At 60.5% G+C, this 21,059-nt stretch carries 25 protein-coding genes, 1 tRNA gene and 1 pseudogene; 19 read left to right on the top strand and 8 right to left on the bottom strand.

The window, feature by feature from the left end:
• Positions 1–32: 32 nt before the first annotated feature.
• A complete protein-coding gene (locus tag OVA07_RS04730) occupies positions 33–416 on the top strand; it encodes a nuclear transport factor 2 family protein (protein ID WP_268170320.1) in 384 nt (127 codons plus the stop codon).
• A gap of 58 nt (positions 417–474) precedes the next feature.
• Here OVA07_RS04730 and rpoZ read toward each other — a convergent pair whose 3' ends face one another.
• Both rpoZ and OVA07_RS04720 read right to left on the bottom strand, forming a co-directional pair.
• Positions 475–819, bottom strand: coding sequence for a DNA-directed RNA polymerase subunit omega (rpoZ, locus tag OVA07_RS04725; RefSeq protein WP_268170319.1), 345 nt, complete (start codon positions 817–819; stop codon positions 475–477).
• 88 nt (positions 820–907) lie between these two features.
• Positions 908–2,422 carry a replicative DNA helicase gene (locus OVA07_RS04720; protein WP_268170318.1) on the bottom strand — a complete coding sequence of 505 codons (1,515 nt, stop codon included), beginning with the start codon at positions 2,420–2,422 and terminating at the stop codon, positions 908–910.
• Positions 2,423–2,539: 117 nt separating this feature from the next.
• Between OVA07_RS04720 and OVA07_RS04715 the strand changes: the two genes are divergently transcribed.
• The 5 genes from OVA07_RS04715 (at position 2,540) to OVA07_RS04695 (ending at position 6,023) form a co-directional block, all read left to right on the top strand.
• On the top strand, positions 2,540–3,022 hold the full coding sequence (locus OVA07_RS04715; RefSeq protein WP_268170317.1) for a UPF0262 family protein: 483 nt from the start codon (positions 2,540–2,542) through the stop codon (positions 3,020–3,022).
• Between the two features lie 29 nt (positions 3,023–3,051).
• A complete protein-coding gene (locus OVA07_RS04710; RefSeq protein ID WP_268170316.1) occupies positions 3,052–3,747 on the top strand; it encodes a glycoside hydrolase family 25 protein in 696 nt (231 codons plus the stop codon).
• Complete coding sequence (locus OVA07_RS04705) at positions 3,744–4,178, top strand: cytidine deaminase (RefSeq protein ID WP_268170315.1); 435 nt, start codon at positions 3,744–3,746, stop codon at positions 4,176–4,178. The genes OVA07_RS04710 and OVA07_RS04705 overlap by 4 nt, the downstream gene beginning before the upstream one ends.
• Before the next feature lie 25 nt (positions 4,179–4,203).
• A complete protein-coding gene (dcd, locus tag OVA07_RS04700) occupies positions 4,204–4,758 on the top strand; it encodes a dCTP deaminase (protein WP_268170313.1) in 555 nt (184 codons plus the stop codon).
• Positions 4,759–4,850: 92 nt separating this feature from the next.
• Positions 4,851–6,023: a saccharopine dehydrogenase family protein gene (locus OVA07_RS04695; protein WP_268170312.1), complete on the top strand. Its 1,173-nt coding sequence runs from the start codon at positions 4,851–4,853 to the stop codon at positions 6,021–6,023.
• A gap of 57 nt (positions 6,024–6,080) precedes the next feature.
• Here OVA07_RS04695 and OVA07_RS04690 read toward each other — a convergent pair.
• A pseudogene (locus OVA07_RS04690) lies at positions 6,081–6,525 on the bottom strand (globin domain-containing protein).
• 88 nt (positions 6,526–6,613) lie between these two features.
• On the opposite strand from OVA07_RS04690, the gene OVA07_RS04685 reads away from it, so the two are divergent.
• Positions 6,614–7,057, top strand: coding sequence for an RrF2 family transcriptional regulator (locus OVA07_RS04685; protein ID WP_268170311.1), 444 nt, complete (start codon positions 6,614–6,616; stop codon positions 7,055–7,057).
• Here the strand turns inward: OVA07_RS04685 and OVA07_RS04680 are convergent.
• Positions 7,041–7,469 carry a hypothetical protein gene (locus OVA07_RS04680; RefSeq protein ID WP_268170310.1) on the bottom strand — a complete coding sequence of 143 codons (429 nt, stop codon included), beginning with the start codon at positions 7,467–7,469 and terminating at the stop codon, positions 7,041–7,043. The two genes, OVA07_RS04685 and OVA07_RS04680, sit on opposite strands and share 17 nt — an antisense overlap.
• 170 nt (positions 7,470–7,639) lie before the next feature.
• Between OVA07_RS04680 and OVA07_RS04675 the strand changes: the two genes are divergently transcribed.
• Positions 7,640–8,635: an adenosine kinase gene (locus OVA07_RS04675; protein WP_268170308.1), complete on the top strand. Its 996-nt coding sequence runs from the start codon at positions 7,640–7,642 to the stop codon at positions 8,633–8,635.
• 11 nt (positions 8,636–8,646) lie between these two features.
• On the opposite strand, the gene OVA07_RS04670 is transcribed toward OVA07_RS04675, so the two are convergent.
• Positions 8,647–9,075 (bottom strand): CBS domain-containing protein, encoded by a 429-nt coding sequence (locus OVA07_RS04670; protein ID WP_268170307.1) that lies wholly within the window; start codon positions 9,073–9,075, stop codon positions 8,647–8,649.
• 157 nt (positions 9,076–9,232) lie between these two features.
• On the opposite strand from OVA07_RS04670, the gene OVA07_RS04665 reads away from it, so the two are divergent.
• The 8 genes from OVA07_RS04665 to dxs all read left to right on the top strand — a co-directional run bounded on the left by OVA07_RS04665 (position 9,233) and on the right by dxs (position 15,605).
• Positions 9,233–9,526: a hypothetical protein gene (locus tag OVA07_RS04665; RefSeq protein WP_268170306.1), complete on the top strand. Its 294-nt coding sequence runs from the start codon at positions 9,233–9,235 to the stop codon at positions 9,524–9,526.
• 44 nt (positions 9,527–9,570) lie between these two features.
• Positions 9,571–9,903, top strand: a complete 333-nt coding sequence (locus OVA07_RS04660) for a HesB/IscA family protein (protein ID WP_268170305.1) — start codon at positions 9,571–9,573, stop codon at positions 9,901–9,903.
• 160 nt (positions 9,904–10,063) lie between these two features.
• Positions 10,064–10,843, top strand: coding sequence for an exodeoxyribonuclease III (gene xth, locus OVA07_RS04655; protein ID WP_268170304.1), 780 nt, complete (start codon positions 10,064–10,066; stop codon positions 10,841–10,843).
• Between the two features lie 146 nt (positions 10,844–10,989).
• On the top strand, positions 10,990–11,121 hold the full coding sequence (locus tag OVA07_RS04650; protein ID WP_268170303.1) for a hypothetical protein: 132 nt from the start codon (positions 10,990–10,992) through the stop codon (positions 11,119–11,121).
• A 1-nt stretch (position 11,122) separates the two neighbouring features.
• Positions 11,123–11,797 carry a peptide-methionine (S)-S-oxide reductase MsrA gene (gene msrA, locus OVA07_RS04645; RefSeq protein ID WP_268170302.1) on the top strand — a complete coding sequence of 225 codons (675 nt, stop codon included), beginning with the start codon at positions 11,123–11,125 and terminating at the stop codon, positions 11,795–11,797.
• Between the two features lie 36 nt (positions 11,798–11,833).
• Positions 11,834–12,304: a Fur family transcriptional regulator gene (locus tag OVA07_RS04640; RefSeq protein ID WP_268170300.1), complete on the top strand. Its 471-nt coding sequence runs from the start codon at positions 11,834–11,836 to the stop codon at positions 12,302–12,304.
• Between the two features lie 27 nt (positions 12,305–12,331).
• Complete coding sequence (locus OVA07_RS04635; RefSeq protein WP_268170299.1) at positions 12,332–13,621, top strand: MFS transporter; 1,290 nt, start codon at positions 12,332–12,334, stop codon at positions 13,619–13,621.
• Positions 13,622–13,682: 61 nt separating this feature from the next.
• Positions 13,683–15,605 carry a 1-deoxy-D-xylulose-5-phosphate synthase gene (gene dxs / locus OVA07_RS04630; protein ID WP_268170298.1) on the top strand — a complete coding sequence of 641 codons (1,923 nt, stop codon included), beginning with the start codon at positions 13,683–13,685 and terminating at the stop codon, positions 15,603–15,605.
• Between the two features lie 27 nt (positions 15,606–15,632).
• Here dxs and OVA07_RS04625 read toward each other — a convergent pair whose 3' ends face one another.
• On the bottom strand, positions 15,633–16,304 hold the full coding sequence (locus tag OVA07_RS04625) for an NnrU family protein (RefSeq protein WP_268170297.1): 672 nt from the start codon (positions 16,302–16,304) through the stop codon (positions 15,633–15,635).
• 143 nt (positions 16,305–16,447) lie between these two features.
• On the bottom strand, positions 16,448–18,448 hold the full coding sequence (locus tag OVA07_RS04620; RefSeq protein WP_442789614.1) for a peptide MFS transporter: 2,001 nt from the start codon (positions 18,446–18,448) through the stop codon (positions 16,448–16,450).
• 190 nt (positions 18,449–18,638) lie between these two features.
• On the opposite strand from OVA07_RS04620, the gene OVA07_RS04615 reads away from it, so the two are divergent.
• The 3 genes from OVA07_RS04615 to OVA07_RS04605 all read left to right on the top strand — a co-directional run bounded on the left by OVA07_RS04615 (position 18,639) and on the right by OVA07_RS04605 (position 19,615).
• Positions 18,639–18,980 (top strand): GntR family transcriptional regulator, encoded by a 342-nt coding sequence (locus OVA07_RS04615; RefSeq protein ID WP_268170296.1) that lies wholly within the window; start codon positions 18,639–18,641, stop codon positions 18,978–18,980.
• Between the two features lie 156 nt (positions 18,981–19,136).
• Positions 19,137–19,418 carry an integration host factor subunit beta gene (locus OVA07_RS04610; protein ID WP_268170295.1) on the top strand — a complete coding sequence of 94 codons (282 nt, stop codon included), beginning with the start codon at positions 19,137–19,139 and terminating at the stop codon, positions 19,416–19,418.
• Between the two features lie 112 nt (positions 19,419–19,530).
• A tRNA-Leu gene (locus OVA07_RS04605) sits at positions 19,531–19,615 on the top strand.
• Positions 19,616–19,880: 265 nt separating this feature from the next.
• On the opposite strand, the gene OVA07_RS04600 is transcribed toward OVA07_RS04605, so the two are convergent.
• Positions 19,881–21,056: an MFS transporter gene (locus OVA07_RS04600; RefSeq protein WP_268170294.1), complete on the bottom strand. Its 1,176-nt coding sequence runs from the start codon at positions 21,054–21,056 to the stop codon at positions 19,881–19,883.
• Between the last annotated feature and the right edge of the window lie 3 nt (positions 21,057–21,059).

Genomic DNA, 21,059 nt, shown 5'->3' with positions numbered 1-21,059 from the left:
ATCAAGTAACAGAAAACCGTGGGAGATTGGCGATGAAACTGGGTCTGGCAGCATGGCACCGCTATATGCTGGGCAGCGATCCGGCGCTGCTGGATGAACTGATTGCCGAGGACGCGGTGTTCCATTCGCCCGTGGTTCACACGCCGCAAGAGGGCCGCGAGAAAGTGCTGATGTATCTGACCGCTGCGGGGCAGGTGTTTGGCAATGGTACCTTCCGCTACATCCGCGAACTGGTGGACGGGCCGGAAGCCTGTCTTGAATTCGAGTGCGAGATGGATGGAATCAAGGTCAACGGGATCGATCTGATCCGCTTCGATCTGGAAGGGCGCATCGTTGACTTCAAGGTCATGGTGCGGCCGTTGAAAGCAATCAACAAGGTTTGGCAGCAGATGGCCGAGCAGTTGCAGAACACCTGATACAAAAACCCCCGGTTTGTGGCCGGGGGCTTTTTGATAAGGTTTGATTACGAGAGAATTATCCGTCGTAATCAGCGCCGAGCGAGGTGTTGCGCACCGGGGCTGCGGCGGTGATGCGCAGTGCTTCGGCGGACTGCGACAGCGAGCCGATTTCATCGACTTCATCATCGTCATCAGGCAGCACGCGTTGCAGCGACTGGATCAGGTTTTCCTTGAGCACGGTGGGGCGCACCGTTTCTTCGGCGATTTCACGCAGCGCCACGACGGGGTTCTTGTCACGGTCGCGATCAACGGTGAGTTCGGCACCGCCAGAAATCGCGCGGGCGCGTTCTGCAGCAAGCAGAACGAGATCGAAACGGTTGGGAACCTTGTCGACGCAATCTTCGACGGTAACGCGCGCCATCAGGGCACTCCGATAACTGAAAAGGACGGAAAGACCGGCAGCTAGGCCGGGGGTGTGGAAAAGTCAAGGATTCGTGGGGGTGACCACTTTACTCATCATCCCCGCCATAGCTGGCGCGCATGTCATCGGGCGCAAGGTCGGAGAAGCGAGTGATTCGGGCTTCGAAGCGCATGCGGACTTTGCCGGTGGAGCCGTGGCGCTGTTTGGCCACGATCAGTTCGGCAAGACCATAGACCCGTTCCATTTCGGCCTGCCATGCGGCGTGGGCTTCCTGCACTTTGGCGTCGTCGTTGCCCTGTGGCACTTTTGGTTCCTTGGCCGCGACGTAATAGTCTTCGCGGAACACAAACCACACCATGTCGGCGTCCTGTTCGATCGAGCCTGATTCGCGAAGGTCAGACAACATCGGGCGCTTGTCGTCGCGTTGTTCCACCGCACGCGAAAGCTGTGACAGGGCGATCACCGGGACGGCGAGTTCCTTGGCCAACGTCTTGAGGCCACGCGAAATTTCGGAAATTTCGTTGACGCGGTTGTCGCTGCGGCCTGAACCCTGAAGGAGCTGAAGATAGTCGACGATGATAAGGCCGATATCGTGGCGACGCTTCAACCGGCGGGCGCGGGCGCGCAATGATCCGATGGTGAGCGCGGGGGTATCGTCGATATAGAGCGGCAGTTCGGCCAGACGCTGGCTGGCAAACGACAGTTGTTGAAAATCCTCGCGGCTGATGCGGCCCATGCGCAGCGCTTCGGAACTGATGCCTGACTGTTCGGCCAGGATACGTGTGGCAAGCTGGTCCGCGCTCATTTCCAGACTAAAGAAAGCGACACCCGCGCCGACCGAATCTTTCAGTGCGATGCCGTCGGCCATATCGCGGCGCAGCCGGTCAGCCGCGTTGAAAGCGATGTTTGTGACGAGCGAGGTTTTGCCCATCCCGGGACGCCCGGCCAGAATGATAAGGTCCGAATCGTGCAGCCCGCCGATCTTTTCGTTGACCGAGGTAAGACCAGTGGTCTTGCCCGAAATGTGACCGCCTGAAAGCAGCGCCTTTTCGATCATTTCCAGCGAGGCGCGGGTGGCCTGCGCAAAGCTTTGCGCTTCACTGCCGGTCTGTGCGCCTTCGGCCACGGCATAGAGCGCGGCTTCTGCCTTTTCGACTTGTTCCAGCGGGGCAACCGAATCGCTGGTATCAAGCGCGCCTTCGACCAGATTGCGGCCGACCGAGATCAGTTCGCGCAGCAGGGCGAGGTCATAGATCTGTTCGGCCAGTTCGCGCGGGTTGAGCAGGCCTTGCCCGTCCGATGTCAGGCGAGCGAGATAGGCAACGCCGCCCAGCTCCTTCAACCCCTCATCGGTTTCGAAGTAGGGCCTTAGCGTGACCGGGGTGACCACGGCCTTGCGGTCGATCAGGGTGTGGATGCGTTCGAATACGCGGCCATGCACGGCAGCAAAGAAATGTTCGGGTTTTAACGGGGTCTGCAGTTCTTCGAGAATGCGGTTGTCGATCAGGACCGCGCCCAGAAAAGCGGCTTCCGCCTCGACGTTGGAGGGGAGAGCGCGAATCTCTGATGGTTCGCGGGTGAGAATGGCTTCGCTGGCGGACATGGGGTGCATTGTGCCCCACCGCGCCCCGCACGGCAATTGTCGGGGGTTGTGGATAGCGGGGAGTGTTTGGGCAAAAGCCTTGCCCCGGTTGCCTGTGTCTGCAAGACAGAGTGCCCCATGGGCGACCCGCGTATCTCGCATATCGAGCTGGACGAAGCGACGATCATCTGGCGCAATGCCGATATCGAGCAGGAGCGGCGCATCGCTATTTTCGATCTGATCGAAGAGAATACGTTCAAGCCGTTGCGTGCATTTGAAGCGGGACACGAAGGGCCGTATCGGCTGCGGCTGGCGGTGGACGACGGAAGACTGGCGCTGGCGGTTTCGGGCGAGGATGAAAACCTGCTGGAAACGGTGATTCTGGGGCTAGGTCGGTTTCGTCGGCCGATCCGCGAATATTTTGCGATCTGCGACAGCTATTATCAGGCGATCCGCAAGGCGACTGCCACCGAAATCGAGACAATCGACATGGCGCGGCGCGGCGTTCACAACAATGCTGCGGAAATGCTGCTTGAAAGGCTGGAGGGCAAGATCGACACCGATTTCGCCACGGCGCGGCGGCTCTTTACCCTGATCTGCGTGCTGCATATCAGGGGCTGAAACCAAACCGGGACGCGATTCTTCACATCATGGCGAGAAAACAGAACAAGGGCCGCAGGCGGCTGCTGGCGGTATTGCTTCTGATCGTGCTGATTGGCGCAGGTCTGGCATGGTGGAAGGCGCAGATATGGATGCCTGCGCGGGAAAGCTATCCGGTTCAGGGCGTGTGGTTGAGCGATGATGACGGTACGGTGGATTGGCGCATGGTGCGTGCGGAGGGGGCCGATTTTGCCTATCTGACCGCTAGCGAAGGCACGTCGGTCCGCGACGCTTCGTTCAGCGATGGGCTGGATTCAGCGCGCGCACGCGGGATGCAGGTCGGCGCAGTGCATGTTTACGATCTGTGCGCCCCGGCGGACGCGCAGGCGGCGAATTTCGTGACGGTGGTTCCGCGTGACAAGGATCTGCTGCCGCCTGCCATCGTGCTGGACGTATCGTCGCGCACCTGCCCAGAAGTTCCGGGCGAAGCGCAGATGCAGAGCGAGTTGACCACGTTCCTCAACCAGGTGGAAAAGCACGCGGAAAAGCCGGTGATCCTGATGATTTCACGCGCGCTTGAGAAGGAATACCATCTGGCCGCGCTGATCGACCGCAATATCTGGGTAACGCAGGACTTTATCGAACCCACGTATGCCGGGCGCCCCTGGGTGATGTGGACGGCAAGCGACCGCTTGCGGTTGGATGGTGTGGCGGGGCCCGTGTACTGGGTGGTGGTGCAGCCATGAACGAGGTTTTGGCCCAAAAGCGTGTGGCGCTGATTGCTGCGGCGCGCGGGGCGATGGACACGGCCTATGCGCCCTATTCCGGGTTTCATGTGGGTGCGGCGCTATTGTTCGATGATGGCGCGATCATCACGGGCGCGAATTTCGAGAATGCCAGCTATGGTCTTTCGCTGTGCGCCGAAACCGTGGCCTGTTCGATCGCGGCCCATGCCGGGCGGCGCGGCGGATTGCTGGCGGTGGCGGTGTTGGGCGGCAAAGATGGTGCGGTGGATGCTGCGATCAGCCCTTGCGGCCGATGCCGACAGGTGCTGAACGAACTGGCGGGGCTTGGCAGGACCGATCCATTGGTATTGTGCGTGGGTGCCAATGAGGTGGTGGAAATGCCGCTTTCGGTGCTATTGCCCAACGCCTTCGGCCCAGCAAATCTGGCCTGAGCGATAATTTTCAAGGGAGCCTGACTTGGCCATTCTTTCCGACAAGTGGATTCGCGAAAAGGCCCTGAATGAAGGGATGATCGAGCCTTTCGTCGAGAGCCAGAAGCGGGATGGCTGCATCAGCTATGGCCTGTCGTCCTATGGCTATGACGCGCGAGTGGCCCCTGAATTCAAGATTTTCACCAATGTCGATTCCGCCGTGGTGGACCCCAAGAATTTTGACGGGGCTAGCCTTGTGGACCGCCACACCGATGTCTGTGTGATCCCGCCCAATTCGTTCGCGCTGGCCCGCACGGTCGAATATTTCCGTGTGCCGCGCGATGTGCTGGTGATCTGCCTTGGCAAGAGCACTTATGCCCGCTGCGGCATCATCGTGAACGTGACACCGCTGGAACCGGGCTGGGAAGGCCATGTTACGCTGGAGTTTTCGAATACTACCCCCCTGCCCGCCAAGATCTATGCCAACGAGGGCGCGTGCCAGTTCCTGTTCCTGCAAGGCAATGAACCTTGCGAAGTCAGCTATGCCGACCGGGCGGGCAAATACATGGGTCAGCGCGGGGTGACATTGCCAAGGTTGTGAGGCGCTCAACTTAACCCGCCGCTTAAATCTGGTTGCAATTGTCACCGCGTTTGCCAAGCTTCGCACCATAACAAAACGGTGCGGAGAGGGTGATGGACAAGCAGGAGCGGCCTTACGACATTGTCGTTTACGGGGCGACGGGGTTCACCGGGCGGCTGGTGGCCGAATATCTGGCACGGCATTATGGGCAGGAAGGCCCACGCTGGGCGATGGCGGGACGCAGCGCGGCAAAACTGGCTGAAGTGCGCGCGCTGATCGATGCACCCAAGAACACACCGCTGATTGTGGCCGACAGTGATGATCCGGCCACTCTTGCCGCGATGGCGGCACAGGCTCGCGTGGTGGTGACCACGGTTGGGCCGTATCAGCTTTATGGTGAACCGGTGCTCGCGGCCTGCGTCGCGGCGGGAACCGACTATGCCGATTTGTGCGGTGAACCGGTGTGGATGCGCCAGATGATCGACAAATACGGCGATGACGCCAACCGGACGGGCGCACGCATCTGTTTTTCCAGCGGGTTCGATTCGATCCCCTTCGATCTGGGTGTGCTGATGTTGCAGAAAGAGGCGGTGTCCCGGTTTGGCCGCCCTGCCCCGCGCGTGAAAGGACGGATGCGCGCATTCAAAGGCGGTGTTTCGGGCGGCACGGCGGCCAGTTTGAAGGCGACGCTGGCCGCGCTGGGCAAAGAGCCTGCGCTGATCCCGCTGATGGCCAGCCCGTTCTGCCTGACGCCGGGCTTCGAAGGTCCGGCGCAGCCCGCGGGCGATAAAGCACAGTATGATGAAGCGCTGGGAAGCTGGGAGGCGCCGTTCATCATGGCGGCAATCAACACCAAGAACGTCCACCGCACCAATGCCCTGCTGGGCCATCCGTGGGGCACCGATTTCACCTATGACGAAATGGTGCTGACCGGGCCAGGCGATGCGGGCCGCGCGGCGGCGGAATATGTGGCGGCCAATCCGCCCATTGGCCGTGCCGACGATCCGCAACCGGGCGAAGGGCCGTCAAAGGAAGAGCGCGAGACGGGCTTTTACGATGTGCTGTTCTTGGGCGAAATGCCGGATGGGCAGGTGCTGCGCTATGGCGTGAAGGGCAAATACGATCCGGGCTATGGATCGACCAGCCGGATGATTGCCGAAACCGGTATTGCCCTGCTGTCGAGCACGGCGGCGGGCGTCATCGGCACACCCGGCGGGGTTCTGGGTGAAGCGCTGGTGGCGCGGTTGCGCGCCCACGCCGATATCGCCTTCGCAGCGGAAGATTGAACGAAAAAACGGGCCTGCCATCGCCTTCCCGGCGGCAGGCCCGCTATCGTCTGCAGATCAGGCCGCTGCGGCGTAGGCTTCCTGTTCAGCAGCGATCAGGATATCGGCCAGCATCCAATAGGCTTCGCCCCATGCTCCCAGCACTTCGTCTGTGGCGATATCGGCCCCCAATACATCGCGGATGGCGGGCAGAAGCGCTTCTGCGACATAGGGGTAGTGTTCCGCCTTCACCCCGGTTTCGACGTGGCGCTGCACCATACGCGGTGACGGCCGAACCAAGGTTCTCAAGCTTGTCGATGTTCTTGGCATAGGCAAGAATTGCACCGGCAAGACGGCGAGGCTGTTCACCGCTTTCCTGCGCGGCTTGGTCGAACATGGCCTTCACTTCGGAGTTCTGGAACAGGCGGGCATACATGGCGGTGGTGATGGCTACCCCATGCTTTTCAATTGCAGGAGCGGTAGCCTTGACGATGGCTTTTGCCTGTTTGGAAGCGGTGCGCATGGGATCTCTCCAAATGTGGTATTGAAAATACCGGTATTTGTTTTACTTGATTTCAGCAAGCGAAATCTGACATGCATTTGCGATGCAATTGACCCAGCACACTGATTTTGGCCTGCGCCTGCTGATTGTGCTGGCGCGCAGGGATGGCGCGATTAGCTTGCCTGTGTTTTCAGCCGAACAGGGCTTGAGCTATCACCACGTTGCCAAAGTGGCGCAGGCGCTGGTGCATGAAGGGTTCGCTACGTCGCAGCGTGGGCGCAGTGGCGGCATAGCGCTCGCGCGCCCAGCAACCGAGATTTGCGTGGGCGACGTTGTGCGCAAGCTGGAGCGAGGGATGCGGCTGGCTGATTGCGCTACCTGCGCCCTGCGTGCCGATTGTGGTTTAAGCACCGTGCTGGCTGAAGCGCTGGCCGCGTTTATGGCAGTGCTTGACCGCTATAGTCTGGCAGATGTGGCAAAAGGCACGGCGCCGTTCGCACCGTGGGCCACGCTTCCAGCGGCGCTCGATTGCGCGGTTACGGTCCCTTCCTGAGCGCGGCGACGCATGCCACGCGGTCCACTTCGCGGCCATCCCCGCGCCGGGCATCGACATATGTGGCGGCTGCACGATTGCTGCCGACTTGCGGGTAGAGATAGACGTCGAGAATGCAGGCAGAGCCGGTCCACTGCATTTTGCGCGCGTCATCTTCGATCACGTCAAGCCGGGGTTTGCCGAACACGCGGCCCAGTTGCAGTGCATCGGCACCGATCACGCCTTCAAGACCCGGCACCATCTGCACCTGCACCGATGGGCGCACTGCGGGCGCTGGGCGCGGAACGGTGGTGCGGACAGGTACTTTGGGTGTTGAACGCACGGCTGCGGTCTTGCCGCCGCTGCCTCCGCCGCAGGCGGCAAGCGCAAGTGTGGCAAGAACGATGAACGGGGTTGAGAGCAGTCTGGTCACGCCTTCAGCGATGCAGCGGCGCGGTCGCGGGGTCAACGCCTGTAGGCACGGTCTGGCGCAGGCCCGGTGCGGTGTGGCGCTTGCTGCGGTGATGCTTGCCGCTGTGGCGCGAAGCGGCTAGGCCCCGGCCAAATCCCCTGCCCGCCCTATATCCATGGAGCCGTTCCCGCATGCCCGATCCGATCTATGACGTCATCGCCATCGGCAACGCCATCGTCGATGTCATGGCCCCGTGCGAGGACGTCGAAATCGCCGCGCTGGGATTGGCCAAGGGCGGAATGACGTTGGTTGATACTGCGCGCGCCAAAGAACTTTACGATGCGATGGGACCAGCGCGCGAGATTTCGGGCGGATCTGCGGCGAACACGTTGGCGGGCCTTGCCGCGTTGGGCGCAAAGTGTGCCTTCATCGGGCAGGTGGCGGATGACCAGTTGGGCGAAGTTTTTGCCCATGACATTCGTGCCGGCGGTATCGCGTTCGATACTGCCGCGCGTGCGGGCGATCCGCCAACGGCTCGCTGCCTGATTTTCGTGACGCCAGATGGCCAGCGCACGATGAACACCTTCCTTGGCGCATCGCAATTCCTGCCTGCACAAGCGCTGGACGAAAACGCGATCGCTGCGGCCAGCGTGCTCTATCTGGAAGGCTATTTGTGGGATCCAGAAGAGCCGCGCAAGGCCATGCGCCGGGCGATTGCCGCAGCGCGTAATGCCGGGCGCAAGGTGGCCTTTACCCTGTCCGATGCTTTCGTGATTTCACGCCACGGCGATGATTTTCGCGCGCTGATTGCCGATGGTCAGATCGACATCCTGTTCGCCAACGAACACGAATTGGCCGCATTGACCGGGCTGGACGATTTTCAGGCCGGACTGATGCAGCTTGCCGCCAATGTGCCGACGGTGGTCGTGACGCGCAGCGAACACGGCGCCCATGCGGTAAGCGGAGGCGAGCATGCCCACGTCCCTGCTCAGCCGATTGACAAGGTGGTTGACACAACCGGCGCGGGCGACCTGTTCGCCGCCGGTTTCCTGTTCGGTCATGTGCGTGGTCGCCCGCTGGAAGACTGCCTGACGCTGGGCGCAATCTGCGCGGCGGAAGTGATCTCGCACTATGGCGCGCGGCCAGAAGCCGACCTTAACATGCTGGTGGCTGCGAATGTGGGTTAACCCACATTCCGTTATGCCTGCTGGATATAGACGCGCATGGCGTCGGCTTCGGCTTCGATCTTGTCGATGCGGTGTTTCACCAGATCGCCGATTGAGACGAAGGCGACCATCTGGCCGTTTTCGACCACAGGCAGGTGGCGGAAGCGGCGTTGGGTCATTAGGGCCAGCGCTTCGAGCACGGTGGTTTGCGGGGTGATGGTGACTACAGGCGCGGTCATCATGTCGCGCACTTTCATGTGCAGGGCGGCATCGCCGTGCTTGTGCAGGCAGCGGATCACATCGCGTTCAGAGAAGATACCGGCGACCGAGCTTTGCCCGTCGGTGACTGGCAGCGCCCCGATGCGATGGCTGGCCAGCATGTCGATGGCGTCGGACACGTTATTGTCGGCGTTGCAGCTCCACACCTCGCCGCGTCCGGCAATGACTTGTGCAATCGTCATGGCATCCTCCGTTCAGTGGCGGCGCGCATGACCGGCGATTGTGCCTGTTCTCTTGGGCGTCTTGCGGGCCACAGTCTCCCAACACGATGATGCCATCTTGGCGGCTATTGTCAAAGGGATTGCCAGCATCATGTTACAGGGACAAAGGACATTCAGCATGGCTGGCAAATCCCCCCTTGATGATCCTGAAAACGCCGCCTTTGCATGGTCGCGATACCGGCGGCTGATGAAATGGATGGCCGGTTTGACCGTGCTGGTCGTGGCGGTGATCTGCGCCGGGCTCTATGCACTGATCGGCTTCATCTCGATCCACTTCTATATCGCTACGGTGCTGGGCGTGGGTCTGACCATCATGTTGACAGCGGCACTGATGGGGCTGGTGTTCCTGTCCAGTGGTACGGGCCACGATGAATCCATCGAGGATCGGCTGGAAGATGAGCGAAACCGGTAAAGCGCGGCATTGAGGTTGTGCGCAGGCACGCCTATCTTGGGGACATGTCGGACACCCAGATCACTCTCGCTCCCAGTGCTGCCGCGCGTGTTGCCGCAATTGCGGACAAGCAGGGCAAACCTGCCATTCTGCGCCTTTCGGTAGAAGGCGGGGGCTGTTCGGGCTTTCAATACAAGTTCGGCCTGGCCGATGCGCCAGAAGATGATGACACTGTGGCCGAAACCGACGGGGTGCGACTGCTGGTCGATTCGGTCAGCCTGGGCCTGCTGGAAGGCAGCATGGTGGAATATGTCGAATCGCTGGGCGGCGCGGCGTTCAAGGTCAGCAATCCACAGGCAGCATCGGGCTGCGGCTGCGGATCCAGCTTTGCCATTTGACGGCTGGTCCGGCGATGCTTCGCGCCGCCTGCCCTGCACCAACCCACTCCCCCGCCCGGCCAACCATTGTATCCTCCCGTGGGTGGCCGCGCGGGGGAGTGGGCTGGTGCCACACGCAATCATGCCAATACAGGCCTGTCACTACAGGATTGCCACATAAATGACTCTCAAGATTGCCAGCTTCAACATCAACGGCATCAAGGCGCGTCTACCGCGTCTGTTGGAATGGCTGGAAGAAACGCGGCCATCAGTTGCCTGTCTTCAGGAAATCAAGACGCAGGACGAAGGCTTTCCTGCGGCTGAGTTCGAGAAGATCGGCTATCACGCGATCTGGCACGGTCAGAAGGGCTTCAACGGCGTGGCGATTCTGGCTGATGGTCAGGCACCAGTTGAAGTACAGCGCGGCCTCGCGGGTGAGCCAGAGGACGAGCATTCGCGCTATCTGGAAGCAGACGTGTTCGGCATTCGCGTGGTGTGCATCTATCTTCCCAACGGCAATCCGCAGCCGGGGCTGAAATTCGATTACAAGCTGCGATGGATGGACCGGCTGCGCACGCGCATGGCGCAGATTTCTGCACAAGAAGTGCCGGCTGTGGTGATCGGTGACTATAACGTGATTCCCGAGGACAAGGACACGTATTCGGTCAAGGCCATGGCCGATGACGCGCTGATGCAGCCCGAATCGCGTGATGCCTATCGCCGCCTGCTGAATGATGGGTGGACCGATGCGATTGACATGCTCAACCCACAGGGCGGGGTGTGGACGTTCTGGGATTATCAGGCGGGGGCGTGGCAGCGTGATCACGGTTTCCGCATCGACCATGCCCTACTTTCGCCTGAACTGGCCGACCGGCTGGTGGCGGCAGGCGTCGACAAGGAATATCGTGGCCGTGAAAAGGCAAGCGACCATGCGCCAGTGTGGGTGACGTTGCGAGATTGATCGCCAACGCTTTACCGCACGTGCGAAACGGTTCGCGGAATGGCCATCCACATGAACAATTCCCTGTGCATGGCGTCACTGCACGTTAAGGCAATTGCGGCAATGCATGGTCCCGACGATCACAATGGATTTTTGAAAGCACGATCATGGGCCTGTTCAAGCCTGACTTTTTCCGTTCGCTGGCATTCGGTTTCCTGATCGGTGCAGCTGGTATGGCTATGTCCGTCGGCGCGACGGCGTGGGCATCGGCTGACACTACCGAACAGGTTGCGCGCTAAGATGCGCGCCCCGGTCCTTGCCGCCATGCTTGCGGTGGGGATTGCCGTTTGTGTTCCGCAGGCCGCCCAAGCCGAAAGCGTCATGGCTACGCCTGAAGCAGCGGTGAAGGCGCAGGAAACGCCCGGAAAGAAGGTTGCAATCTTCGCTGGGGGGTGTTTCTGGGGCGTTGAGGGTGTGTTCAGTCATCTGAAGGGCGTGACTAGCGTGGTTTCAGGATACCACGGCGGCGCGAAAAAAGACGCGACCTATGACGTGGTAGGCGAAGGCCGGACCGGCCATGCCGAAGCGGTGCGGGTAACGTATGACCCGGCAAAGATCCGCTATGACCAGTTGCTGCGCGTTTTTTTCGCAGTGATCACCGATCCCACTCAACTGAACTATCAGGGACCGGACCATGGCACGCAATATCGCAATGCGCTGGTGCCGATGGACAAGGAACAGGTTCGCGTGGCCGCTGGATATCTGGCGCAGTTGAAGCGGTTGGACCTGTGGAAAAAGCCGATCGTGACGGCAGTGGAACCATATAAGGTATTCTACCCGGCTGAAGGGTATCATCAGGACTTCATGGTGAATAACCCCGACCACGGCTATATCCGGCGGTGGGATCAGCCCAAGGTTAACGCGTTGAAGCGGATGTTCCCCGATCTTTACAAACCGATGTTCACACGGAACTGATTTGCGCATCGGACTGGCTGTGCCTATCTACGATTCATGGCAGGTCACCACCATCATCACGATTTCGCAGGCGAAAAGCTGCGTGAAGCCGCGCGCGAGGCCCTGGTTAGCGCGGGCGAACAGTGGACTGATATGCGCGCCGATGTGTTCGAGGCCCTGGCCGACCGGGATCGACCGGCATCGGCCTATGACGTGGCGGAAAGCGTGGGTGCACGGCGGGGCAGGCGGGTCGCCGCCAATTCGGTCTATCGCATTCTCGACCTGTTTGTTCGCACCAATCTGGCGCGCCGGGTGGAAAGTGCCAACGCTTATGTCGCCAACAGCCATCCAGGCTGTCGGCATGACTGCATTTTCCTGATCTGCGACTTGTGCGGCAAGGCCGTGCATATCGATGACGACAGGTTGACCGGATCTTTGCGGCAAGCAGCACAGGCCGCGGGCTTTGCCGAAGTGCGCCCGGTTGTGGAATTGCGCGGGCACTGCGCCGATTGCGCGACGGGGGACTGAACGCAATTGCTCTTGGGGGAGGGCGACATGGAACTGACAAAAGGCGCACCGCAACATTTGCCCACGAAGCGCCAGTTTCTGGCAGTCATTTCCGGCAACGCGCTGGAATTCTATGACTTCTTGAGCTTCAGCTTCTTTGCTGTGAACGTGGCGCGCGTAATGTTTCCCGCGCAGGCCCCGCAAAGCGCATTACTTCTGACATTGATGACGGCGGGGGCCGGGTTTGGCGCAAGACCGCTGGGCGCTGTGCTGTTCGGCCTGCTGGGCGACCGAATCGGACGCAGACCAACCATGTTGGCGACGTTTGCGCTGATGGGGATAAGCGCGCTGGGGCTGGCGTTGACACCAGATTATGCCGCAATTGGTGTGACAGCACCGGTGATGGTGGTTATTTTCCGTTTGTTGCAGGGGTTGGCGGCAGGCGGCGATGTCGGACCCACGACTGCGTTTCTGGCCGAAAGTGCCCCACCTGAACGACGCGGGATGCTGATTGCGTTGCAGTTGGTTGCGATGCGAATCGGGGTTCTGGTCAGCGGTCTTGTTGGGCTGACGCTGGCCAGCGTGCTGACTCCGGCGCAACTGGACAGCTTTGGCTGGCGGATTGCCTTTGCCATCGGCGCGGGCATCGTGCCGCTGGCCCTTATGCTGCGCCGCCGCTTGGATGAAACGCTGCATCTGCCTGAAGCGGGACCGCATGTGGTGACCCAATTGAACTTGCGGGCCTATGCAGCAGCGTTGCTGGGTGTGGCCGGGTTCCTGCTGGCCGGCGCGGTGGGCGATTTCCTGTTCGTCTATGCGGTGACGTTTCTGAAAATCCCGGTGACCAATGGCTATCTGTTGCAGATGGCAGCGGCCGCGACGCAGATTGTCGGGCTGGTGCTGGGCGGCTGGTTGGGGGATCGCCTGGGACGGCGACGGGTGAACCTGACCATGGCCGTGGTGGCGGCAATAGTGTCCTTACCTCTGTTTCGCTGGGGCGTTGCCGGAGGCACGCTGGGCCAACTGGCAATTGCCGCTGCGCTGTTGTTGCTGATGGCGACGATTTCGGCAGCGGTGGCCTATGCCGCATTTGTGGAAACCACGCCCAAGCGGCACCGGGCCGGGCTGGTAGGCATCGGCTATGGGGTGATTGTGGCGCTGACCTTTGGTCTGACGCCCGTAGTGCTGACGCAGCATATCAGCCGCACCGGAAATCTGGCCGCACCCGGCTATGCCTTTGTCGCTGCGGCAATTTTGCTGATCGTTTCGGCGCTGATCCTGCCGGAAAGCGCGCCGCGCGCGATGAAAAGCCGCACTTTGGGGCAGGGTGGGGCGTGATCCTGTCCGCGCAGGCGGAACCTGTTCGACACCGCCGATTCATGCGTGTAAGGGCGATGGGATGAGTGCAGAACCGGCAACGCCGTTGCTAGACACGGTCAAGACCCCCGACGATCTTCGCAAGCTTGCGCCAACGCAGCTTCGCCAGCTGGCGGATGAACTGCGGGCCGAGATGATTTCTGCCGTGGGCACCACGGGCGGGCATCTGGGATCGGGGCTTGGCGTGGTCGAACTGACCGTGGCCATCCATTATGTGTTCAACACGCCGGACGACAAACTGGTGTGGGATGTGGGCCATCAGGCCTATCCGCACAAGATTCTGACCGGCAGGCGCGACCGTATCCGCACGCTGCGGCAGGGCGGGGGGCTTTCAGGCTTCACCAAGCGAAGCGAAAGCGAATACGACCCGTTTGGCACCGCCCATTCGTCGACCTCGATTTCTGCCGCACTGGGCTTTGCCGTTGCCAACAAGCTGTCTGGCCGTGCAGGCAAAGGCATTGCCGTGATCGGCGACGGCGCGATGAGCGCTGGCATGGCCTATGAGGCGATGAACAACGCGCAAGCCGCCGGCAACCGGCTGATCGTGATTCTGAATGACAACGACATGTCGATCGCACCGCCGGTAGGCGGGTTGTCGGCCTATCTGGCGCGGCTGGTTTCGTCGCGGCCGTTTCTGGGCCTTCGCGATATTGCCCGGCGTTTGTCACGCAAACTGCCTCGGCCGTTGCACGAAGCAGCACGCAAGACCGATGAATTCGCGCGTGGCATGGCCATGGGCGGCACCCTGTTTGAAGAACTGGGCTTTTACTATGTCGGGCCGATTGACGGCCACAATATCGAACAACTTATCCCCGTGCTCGAAAACGTGCGCGATGCTGCCGAAGGGCCGTGCCTGATCCATGTGGTGACGCAGAAGGGCAAGGGCTATGGTCCGGCTGAAGCCGCGGCAGACAAGTATCACGGCGTGCAGAAGTTTGACGTGATTACCGGTGAACAGGTCAAGGCACAGGCTACGGCCCCTGCCTATCAGAACGTGTTCGGAGAAACGCTGGCCACGCTGGCCGAGAGTGATCCGACGATCTGCGCAATTACGGCGGCGATGCCCGGCGGGACCGGTATCGACAAGTTCGCCAAGGCACACCCTGACCGCACGTTTGACGTGGGCATTGCCGAACAGCACGCGGTGACATTCGCCGCGGGTCTTGCCGCCGAAGGTATGCGCCCGTTCTGCGCGATCTATTCGACGTTCCTGCAACGCGCCTTTGACCAGGTGGTGCATGACGTTGCGATCCAGAATTTGCCGGTGCGCTTTGCCATTGACCGGGCCGGATTGGTGGGGGCCGATGGGGCGACCCATGCAGGATCATTCGACGTCACCTATCTGGCCACGCTGCCCAACATGGTTGTGATGGCCGCAGCGGATGAAGCCGAACTGGTCCACATGACCTATACTGCGGCCTGCCACGACAGCGGGCCAATTGCCTTCCGCTATCCTCGCGGAAATGGCACTGGGGTTGCACTGCCTGCGGTGCCAGAGCGGCTGGAGATCGGCAAGGGCCGGATCGTTCGGCAGGGCAGCAAAGTTGCGCTGATGTCGCTGGGCACACGTCTGGCAGAGGCGCTGAAGGCGGCGGACCAGCTTGAAGCAAAGGGCCTGCCAACTACCGTTGCCGACCTGCGTTTTGCCAAGCCGCTGGACGAGGCTTTGATCCGTCAGTTGATGGCCACGCACGAGGTAATCGTGACGGTGGAGGAAGGATCGATCGGCGGGCTTGGCGCGCATGTGCTGACCATGGCGAGCGACGAAGGCCTGACCGATGCGGGCTTGAAGATCCGCACCATGCGCCTGCCCGATGTGTTTCAGGACCATGATTCGCCCGACAAGCAGTATGACGAAGCGGGCCTGAATGCCCCGCAGATTGTCGATACGGTGCTGAAGGCCCTACGCCACAACAGTGCAGGGGTAAGCGAGGCGCGGGCCTGACGGGCCGCGCCTTTTGCTAAAAGGTTTTTAGACCAGCCACATCCACAGGCCAGCGGGAATGCTGTAAAGTTCCCAGTGGATCATGGTGACAAGGAACCAGATCAACAGCGCGGTAAGCCAGGTCAGCTTGAGCTTGCCCAGGTTCTGTAGTTGGGGCCAGAAGCTGGTGCGGCGTTGCCAAGGGCCGAATTCGCGTGTGTTGCCCGCAACCTTCCGCTTGTCCTGCAGATGAGAGCCGACCAGCGCCAGCACTATCATCCCGCCCAGCAGAATCAGTGTCCGCAACGATGGCGCTACGATGATATGACCGAGCGACCACAGCGTGATCGCCCACATCATCGGATGGCGGGTGATGGTATAAACGCCAGATGGGATCACCGTGGCAAGCCCCGCCGCCTTGACGCCGGGCAGCGCAGGGTTGCGCTGAAATGATGGTAGGAACAGGCCGGTGCCTAGAACGGTTAGCACGCTGGCCAGCGCCCATGCCACAGGATGGGTGCCATCCCACAGCAGATGTTCTGCCGGTGAGCGGGCGAACAGCACGATGGCTGCGCCGAGCAGGCAGATGGAAACCAGCGAATAAAGCAGGAGAAAGCCCTGTTCGCCCAGCGTGCCGATCAGCGTTTTGCGCAGCGGCCCCGACATCAGGAAATGGGTAAGCAGAAACGCGCAAACCACCAGCACAAGCGAAACGGTCATGGCGTTCCCCATTCTTGTCTTTTCATCGTCCCTGAACCGTTATGTCGATGCCTTTGCCAGCATCTTCTCGTCGAATTGGCTTATATGAGGCAATGCTGGCAGACAATTGTCTGTGAGGGCATTGGCATCGGTTATCCTCGATTTCAGGTCACGCCATGCATAAGCCGTTTGAGCGGGACCGCTATGACGAGCAGCACAATCCCGATCCCCACCGAGATCCAGCCAATGGTGGTGAACACGCCAACATAAGTATCGAGGCTGACCTTGAGGTTGGTGACCTGACCGCCGACGGTTTCAACGCTGGCAATCTGTGCCACCATGCCTGCCACGTATTGGGCAACGGCGATGGACAGGAACCACACCCCCATCATCATGCCGACGATCCGGGCCATCGAAAGCTTGGTAATCATCGACAGTCCAACCGGCGAAATGCACAGTTCGGCCATTGAATGAATGAAATACAGGCCTGCCAGCCAGAACAGGCCTACCTTGAACTGGCTGTCGGCAAATTGCGCACCCCAGACCAGCAGCAGGAAGCCGCCGCCAACCCCCATAAGGGCAATCGAGAACTTCACTGGAATGGTGGGTTCCACGCCGCGTCGCGCCATTGCGTTCCACATCGCGCTGAACAGCGGCGCCAGCGTGACGATAAACAGTGCGTTGAAGATCTGCGTCTGGCCTGCGGGCATGACATAGACCGGATCACTGCCAAAGCCCTGCATCCGGGCATAGACCATGCCACCAAAGCCCGCGACCATCACGACGGCGAAGCCCAGCGCGATCTTGCGCTTCGCTGGCGCAGTTTCGCCTTGGCCGAAGAACCATGAAAGCGCCCAGCCCAAAGCACCCAGCAGCAAGGCAAAGAACAGGTAGTAACTGGAAGGCATTTCACGGAACATGGCAAAAAGCGGGCGTGTCCAGCCCACTTCAAGCTGGGTGTTGCGTTCGGCAAAGAGAGTGAGCGAGGAGCCAGCCTGTTCAAACAGCGTCCAGAACACGGTGTTGAACACGATCAGCACCATGGCTGCCAGCATCATCTGGAATTCGACGCGGTTGCCCGCTGCCAGCGCCCACAGCAGAATGCCGGGAACCGCCAGCAGGAAAGTGCCGAACATCAGCTTGCCCATGATCGGCAGACCAAGGAAATAGCCGACAAGACCTTCGCCCGCTGCCGGGGGAATATAGGCCATGAGGTTCATGAACAGCAGCCAGAACAGCGGCACGCAAACCAGCGCCGCGCCATAGATCAACCAGTCCTTGCGCGGATCGGCTCCAGCGGGGCGCTCGCCATAGCCATCAAGCCGGCCACCGTCGAACTGGAACAGCAGCCACGAGAACGTCATGCCAAGGGCAGCAAGACCAAAGCCTGCCCACCAACCCACCGCTTCGGCCAGAATCGGGCAGAAGAATTGCGAGATCAGCGAGCCGAGGTTGATTCCCATGTAGAACACGGTGAAGCCCGCATCACGCCGCCTGTCACCATCAGCATAGAGCGTGCCGACAATGGTGGAAATGTTCGGTTTGAAGAAGCCGTTGCCCACCGTGACGACCGACAGGCCGACCAGCAGGATGGCGATGTGGAAGGGTGAACGCTCGCCGTCGGATTCAAACCCGCCGGGCGCCACACGCTTTGCTTCGGTGCCATCGGCGGCTTTCAGTGATACCGACTTGTCATCGTTGCCGACAATTTCGAGACGCTGGCCACCCATTTCGATCGAGCGGACTTCAGCGCCGTTGGTCTGCGTTACGCTCACCTCATAGCGCTGGCCTTCGATCAGGGCATAGGGCTTTGCCGCCTCGCCACCGAAGCACAGCATGAAATAGCCCAGTGCCATCAGGATCGCGCCAAACTTTACCGAGCGTTTGGAGCCAAGATAGCGATCCGCGATCAGCCCGCCGATCAGCGGGGTAAGATAGACCAGCGCGGTGAACCCGCCGTAGATGCCGGTGCTGGTGGCGTCATTGAACAGAAAGTGCTTGGCGAGATAGAGCGTCAGGATCGCCCGCATCCCGTAATAGCCGAAGCGTTCCCACATTTCGGTGGTGAACAGGCGCTTCAATTGCGCCGGGTGACCAAACCATTCTCCATATGCACTTTGCGTGCCTGCGACCGGAGTGGTTACGTTCATATCGTTGCTGGCCATACGAGCGGGCGTTCTCGTCTTTTGTCTGATTGCGGGGAATGCGCGCCTCTCCTGCGCAGCCATTCCGCCTTACCGCGATTGGTGACGATGGCAAGAAACTATTTTCATTCGCAACCAGTCGACGTCACTTCAGCCTAGAGGGGGGCGGTGACAGTTGTGCGTCTCGCTGTATTATGGCACTGCATCACCCATGACCAGTCAGACTCGCCCGGTTTACCTGCGTTTGCGCGATGAAATCTGCACGGGCATTCTTGATGGCCGCTATGCCGAAGGGGCCATGTTGCCGTCGGTGCGCGCCTTTGCGGCAGAGCAGGGGGCCAATCCGCTGACCGTGGCAAAGGCCTATCAGCAGTTCCAGGATGAGGGGTTGGTTACCGTGCAGCGGGGCATCGGCATGTTCGTATCGCCGGGAGCCGTTGGCAATTTGCGTCGGCGCGAACGGGAATCTTTTCTGCGTGATGAATGGCCGGCGCTGGCTGCACGAATGCGTCTGTTGGGGCTGACAATTGCGGATCTGACGGAAAAGGCCTGATTTGGTGCATTTTTTGCCCCGACTGCCCTAAATGAAACAATTGTATTAGTGACTGCTGCGTGGCAGGATCGATCCCGATGTCCTTACGGGGGTTTGGACATCGGGATCGTAAACAAGGGGGGTGCCTGCAAAAGGCATCAGGCGGAGGGTTAACGCATGATAAGGTCGGAGCTGCTGCAAGCTCTCTCGAAAGAGAGCCCCGGAATGCGCAGCGAGGAAATTGAACGGGTGGTCGACGTCTTCTTTGACGAGATTGCAAAGCGACTGGCTGACGGTGGCCGGGTTGAACTGCGCGGTTTTGGGGCGTTTTCCACCAGGGAACGTGATTCCCGCAAGGGCCGCAACCCACGCACCGGTGAAACGGTGGATGTGCCGGGCAAGCGGGTTCCCTATTTCAAGGCAGGAAAGGAAATGCGGCACCGGCTTAACGCCGACTGATCGCAGATATTTCCTGCAAAACCCGGAGGGCGCGGCAACCTTGGCGTTGCGGCGCCCTTTGTGCTGTGGCAGGCGCGAATGGCACGCGGGCAACTATCGCCTCGCGAGCCTTGCGGACGTGGCGGAATGGTAGACGCCGGGGACTTAAAATCCCTTGATCCTTGATCGTGCGGGTTCGAGTCCCGCCGTCCGCACCATAGCATTTTCTGGAACTTCTGGTTTGGTTCAGGCCACGGCTTGCAAAGACTCCTTTTGTGCCGCGCGTAATTCTGGTGCAATCGCGGCAGAGAAGGCTGCATCTATTTTGGCCAAGGAATGATGGCGGACCTCCGGCGCAAACGTGTTCGTTGTCTTGCTAATATAGGCTCCACCTTCTCAGGGGTTGGAGCCTCCGGCAAACCCGGCGGGGTTCAGACCGACTCTGAATGGAAGACCAACTCAGGCGCGCGTAAACTGATCGCCTTACCTTATCTGTTGGGCAGCAACCTTGGCATTCAGCGCACCGAGAAGTGCTGAGCCTACCAGCAACAGCGCACCACCAAGAAACGCAGCCCGGTAGCCCACGCCATCGAACAGCAGGCCGCCAAGACCTGCACCCGCAGTAATGGCAAACTGGATAACCGCCACCATCAGCCCGCCACCTGCCTCGGCATCGTCTGGCAGCGTGCGCGCCATCCAGGTCCACCAGACCACAGGCGCAGGCGTTCCTATCAGGCCCCAGCATGCAAGCAGCGCTGCTGCGGTCCACGCCGACGCATTCCCGACAACGAGCAGCGAAGCGATCAGCGCAAGAACCAGCGGTGGCGCAATGAGGGCAAGCGACAGGCTGCGGACCACCAGCCGCCCGATCAGCGCGTTGCCGACCACGCCTGCTAGACCCATGCCCAGCAGAATGGTGGAAAGGATGGAAACGCTGACGTGGACCTGTTGTTCGAGATAGGGCCGAAAATAGGTGAACACTGCGAATTGCCCGGCAAACAGCAATGCCACTGCGGCCATCCCGCGCAGCACTTCCGTCCGCCTTAACAATGCTACAGCGTGCGGTGCCGGAGCATGGCGATCCGATGGCATCGCGGGCAAGGTCAGCCACTGCCATGCAAAGGTCAATGCAGCGAGCGGGACGACCATGAAAAACGCCCATCGCCAGCCGATGAACTGGCCAAGAAAGCTGCCCAGCGGTGCCGCAATCGTCGTTGCAAGTGCATTGCCGCCGTTGAGCAGGGCAAGCGCGCGCGGCACGTCGGAAGCAGGCACCAGCCGCATGACCGTTGCGGTCGACATGGACCAGAACCCGCCGATCACCACGCCAACAAGCGCCCGCCCTATCATGAAGACCATCGCGTTCGGCGCAAAGGCCACCATAACGCCAGACAGCAGCATGGCCAGCACGAGGCCAAGCATCAGATGTCGCCGATCAATTCCGGCACTGGTGCGCGCAATCAACAGACTGGTGATTACCGCGAGCAGGCCGGAAACGGCGATAGCCTGACCAGCCAATCCTTCGGAAAGGTGCAGGTCATTCGCGATCGGCGTGAGCAGGCTGACCGGCATGAATTCCGATGCGATCAGCGTGGAAACACAAAGCGTCAATGCAAAGACTGCGCTCCAGCGTGCTGGGGTCTGTAGATTGTCCGTCAAAAT

Source organism: Novosphingobium sp. SL115 (assembly GCF_026672515.1).
GTDB lineage: Bacteria > Pseudomonadota > Alphaproteobacteria > Sphingomonadales > Sphingomonadaceae > Novosphingobium.
This window is presented reverse-complemented; position numbering and strand designations above follow the sequence as displayed.

What these genes read in the sequence shown, in the direction of transcription:
- OVA07_RS04715 (WP_268170317.1), top strand. Translation starts at nt 2,540, where the DNA reads ATGGGCGACCCGCGTATCTCGCATATCGAGCTGGACGAAGCGACGATC.
- dxs (WP_268170298.1), top strand. Translation starts at nt 13,683, where the DNA reads ATGAGTGCAGAACCGGCAACGCCGTTGCTAGACACGGTCAAGACCCCC.
- OVA07_RS04665 (WP_268170306.1), top strand. Translation starts at nt 9,233, where the DNA reads ATGGCTGGCAAATCCCCCCTTGATGATCCTGAAAACGCCGCCTTTGCA.
- OVA07_RS04695 (WP_268170312.1), top strand. Translation starts at nt 4,851, where the DNA reads ATGGACAAGCAGGAGCGGCCTTACGACATTGTCGTTTACGGGGCGACG.
- OVA07_RS04635 (WP_268170299.1), top strand. Translation starts at nt 12,332, where the DNA reads ATGGAACTGACAAAAGGCGCACCGCAACATTTGCCCACGAAGCGCCAG.
- msrA (WP_268170302.1), top strand. Translation starts at nt 11,123, where the DNA reads ATGCGCGCCCCGGTCCTTGCCGCCATGCTTGCGGTGGGGATTGCCGTT.
- OVA07_RS04670 (WP_268170307.1), bottom strand. Translation starts at nt 9,075, where the DNA reads ATGACGATTGCACAAGTCATTGCCGGACGCGGCGAGGTGTGGAGCTGC.
- OVA07_RS04650 (WP_268170303.1), top strand. Translation starts at nt 10,990, where the DNA reads ATGGGCCTGTTCAAGCCTGACTTTTTCCGTTCGCTGGCATTCGGTTTC.
- OVA07_RS04720 (WP_268170318.1), bottom strand. Translation starts at nt 2,422, where the DNA reads ATGTCCGCCAGCGAAGCCATTCTCACCCGCGAACCATCAGAGATTCGC.
- OVA07_RS04620 (WP_442789614.1), bottom strand. Translation starts at nt 18,448, where the DNA reads ATGGCCAGCAACGATATGAACGTAACCACTCCGGTCGCAGGCACGCAA.
- OVA07_RS04640 (WP_268170300.1), top strand. Translation starts at nt 11,834, where the DNA reads ATGGCAGGTCACCACCATCATCACGATTTCGCAGGCGAAAAGCTGCGT.
- rpoZ (WP_268170319.1), bottom strand. Translation starts at nt 819, where the DNA reads ATGGCGCGCGTTACCGTCGAAGATTGCGTCGACAAGGTTCCCAACCGT.
- OVA07_RS04705 (WP_268170315.1), top strand. Translation starts at nt 3,744, where the DNA reads ATGAACGAGGTTTTGGCCCAAAAGCGTGTGGCGCTGATTGCTGCGGCG.
- OVA07_RS04615 (WP_268170296.1), top strand. Translation starts at nt 18,639, where the DNA reads ATGACCAGTCAGACTCGCCCGGTTTACCTGCGTTTGCGCGATGAAATC.
- OVA07_RS04625 (WP_268170297.1), bottom strand. Translation starts at nt 16,304, where the DNA reads ATGACCGTTTCGCTTGTGCTGGTGGTTTGCGCGTTTCTGCTTACCCAT.
- OVA07_RS04730 (WP_268170320.1), top strand. Translation starts at nt 33, where the DNA reads ATGAAACTGGGTCTGGCAGCATGGCACCGCTATATGCTGGGCAGCGAT.
- xth (WP_268170304.1), top strand. Translation starts at nt 10,064, where the DNA reads ATGACTCTCAAGATTGCCAGCTTCAACATCAACGGCATCAAGGCGCGT.
- OVA07_RS04610 (WP_268170295.1), top strand. Translation starts at nt 19,137, where the DNA reads ATGATAAGGTCGGAGCTGCTGCAAGCTCTCTCGAAAGAGAGCCCCGGA.
- OVA07_RS04660 (WP_268170305.1), top strand. Translation starts at nt 9,571, where the DNA reads ATGTCGGACACCCAGATCACTCTCGCTCCCAGTGCTGCCGCGCGTGTT.
- OVA07_RS04675 (WP_268170308.1), top strand. Translation starts at nt 7,640, where the DNA reads ATGCCCGATCCGATCTATGACGTCATCGCCATCGGCAACGCCATCGTC.
- OVA07_RS04710 (WP_268170316.1), top strand. Translation starts at nt 3,052, where the DNA reads ATGGCGAGAAAACAGAACAAGGGCCGCAGGCGGCTGCTGGCGGTATTG.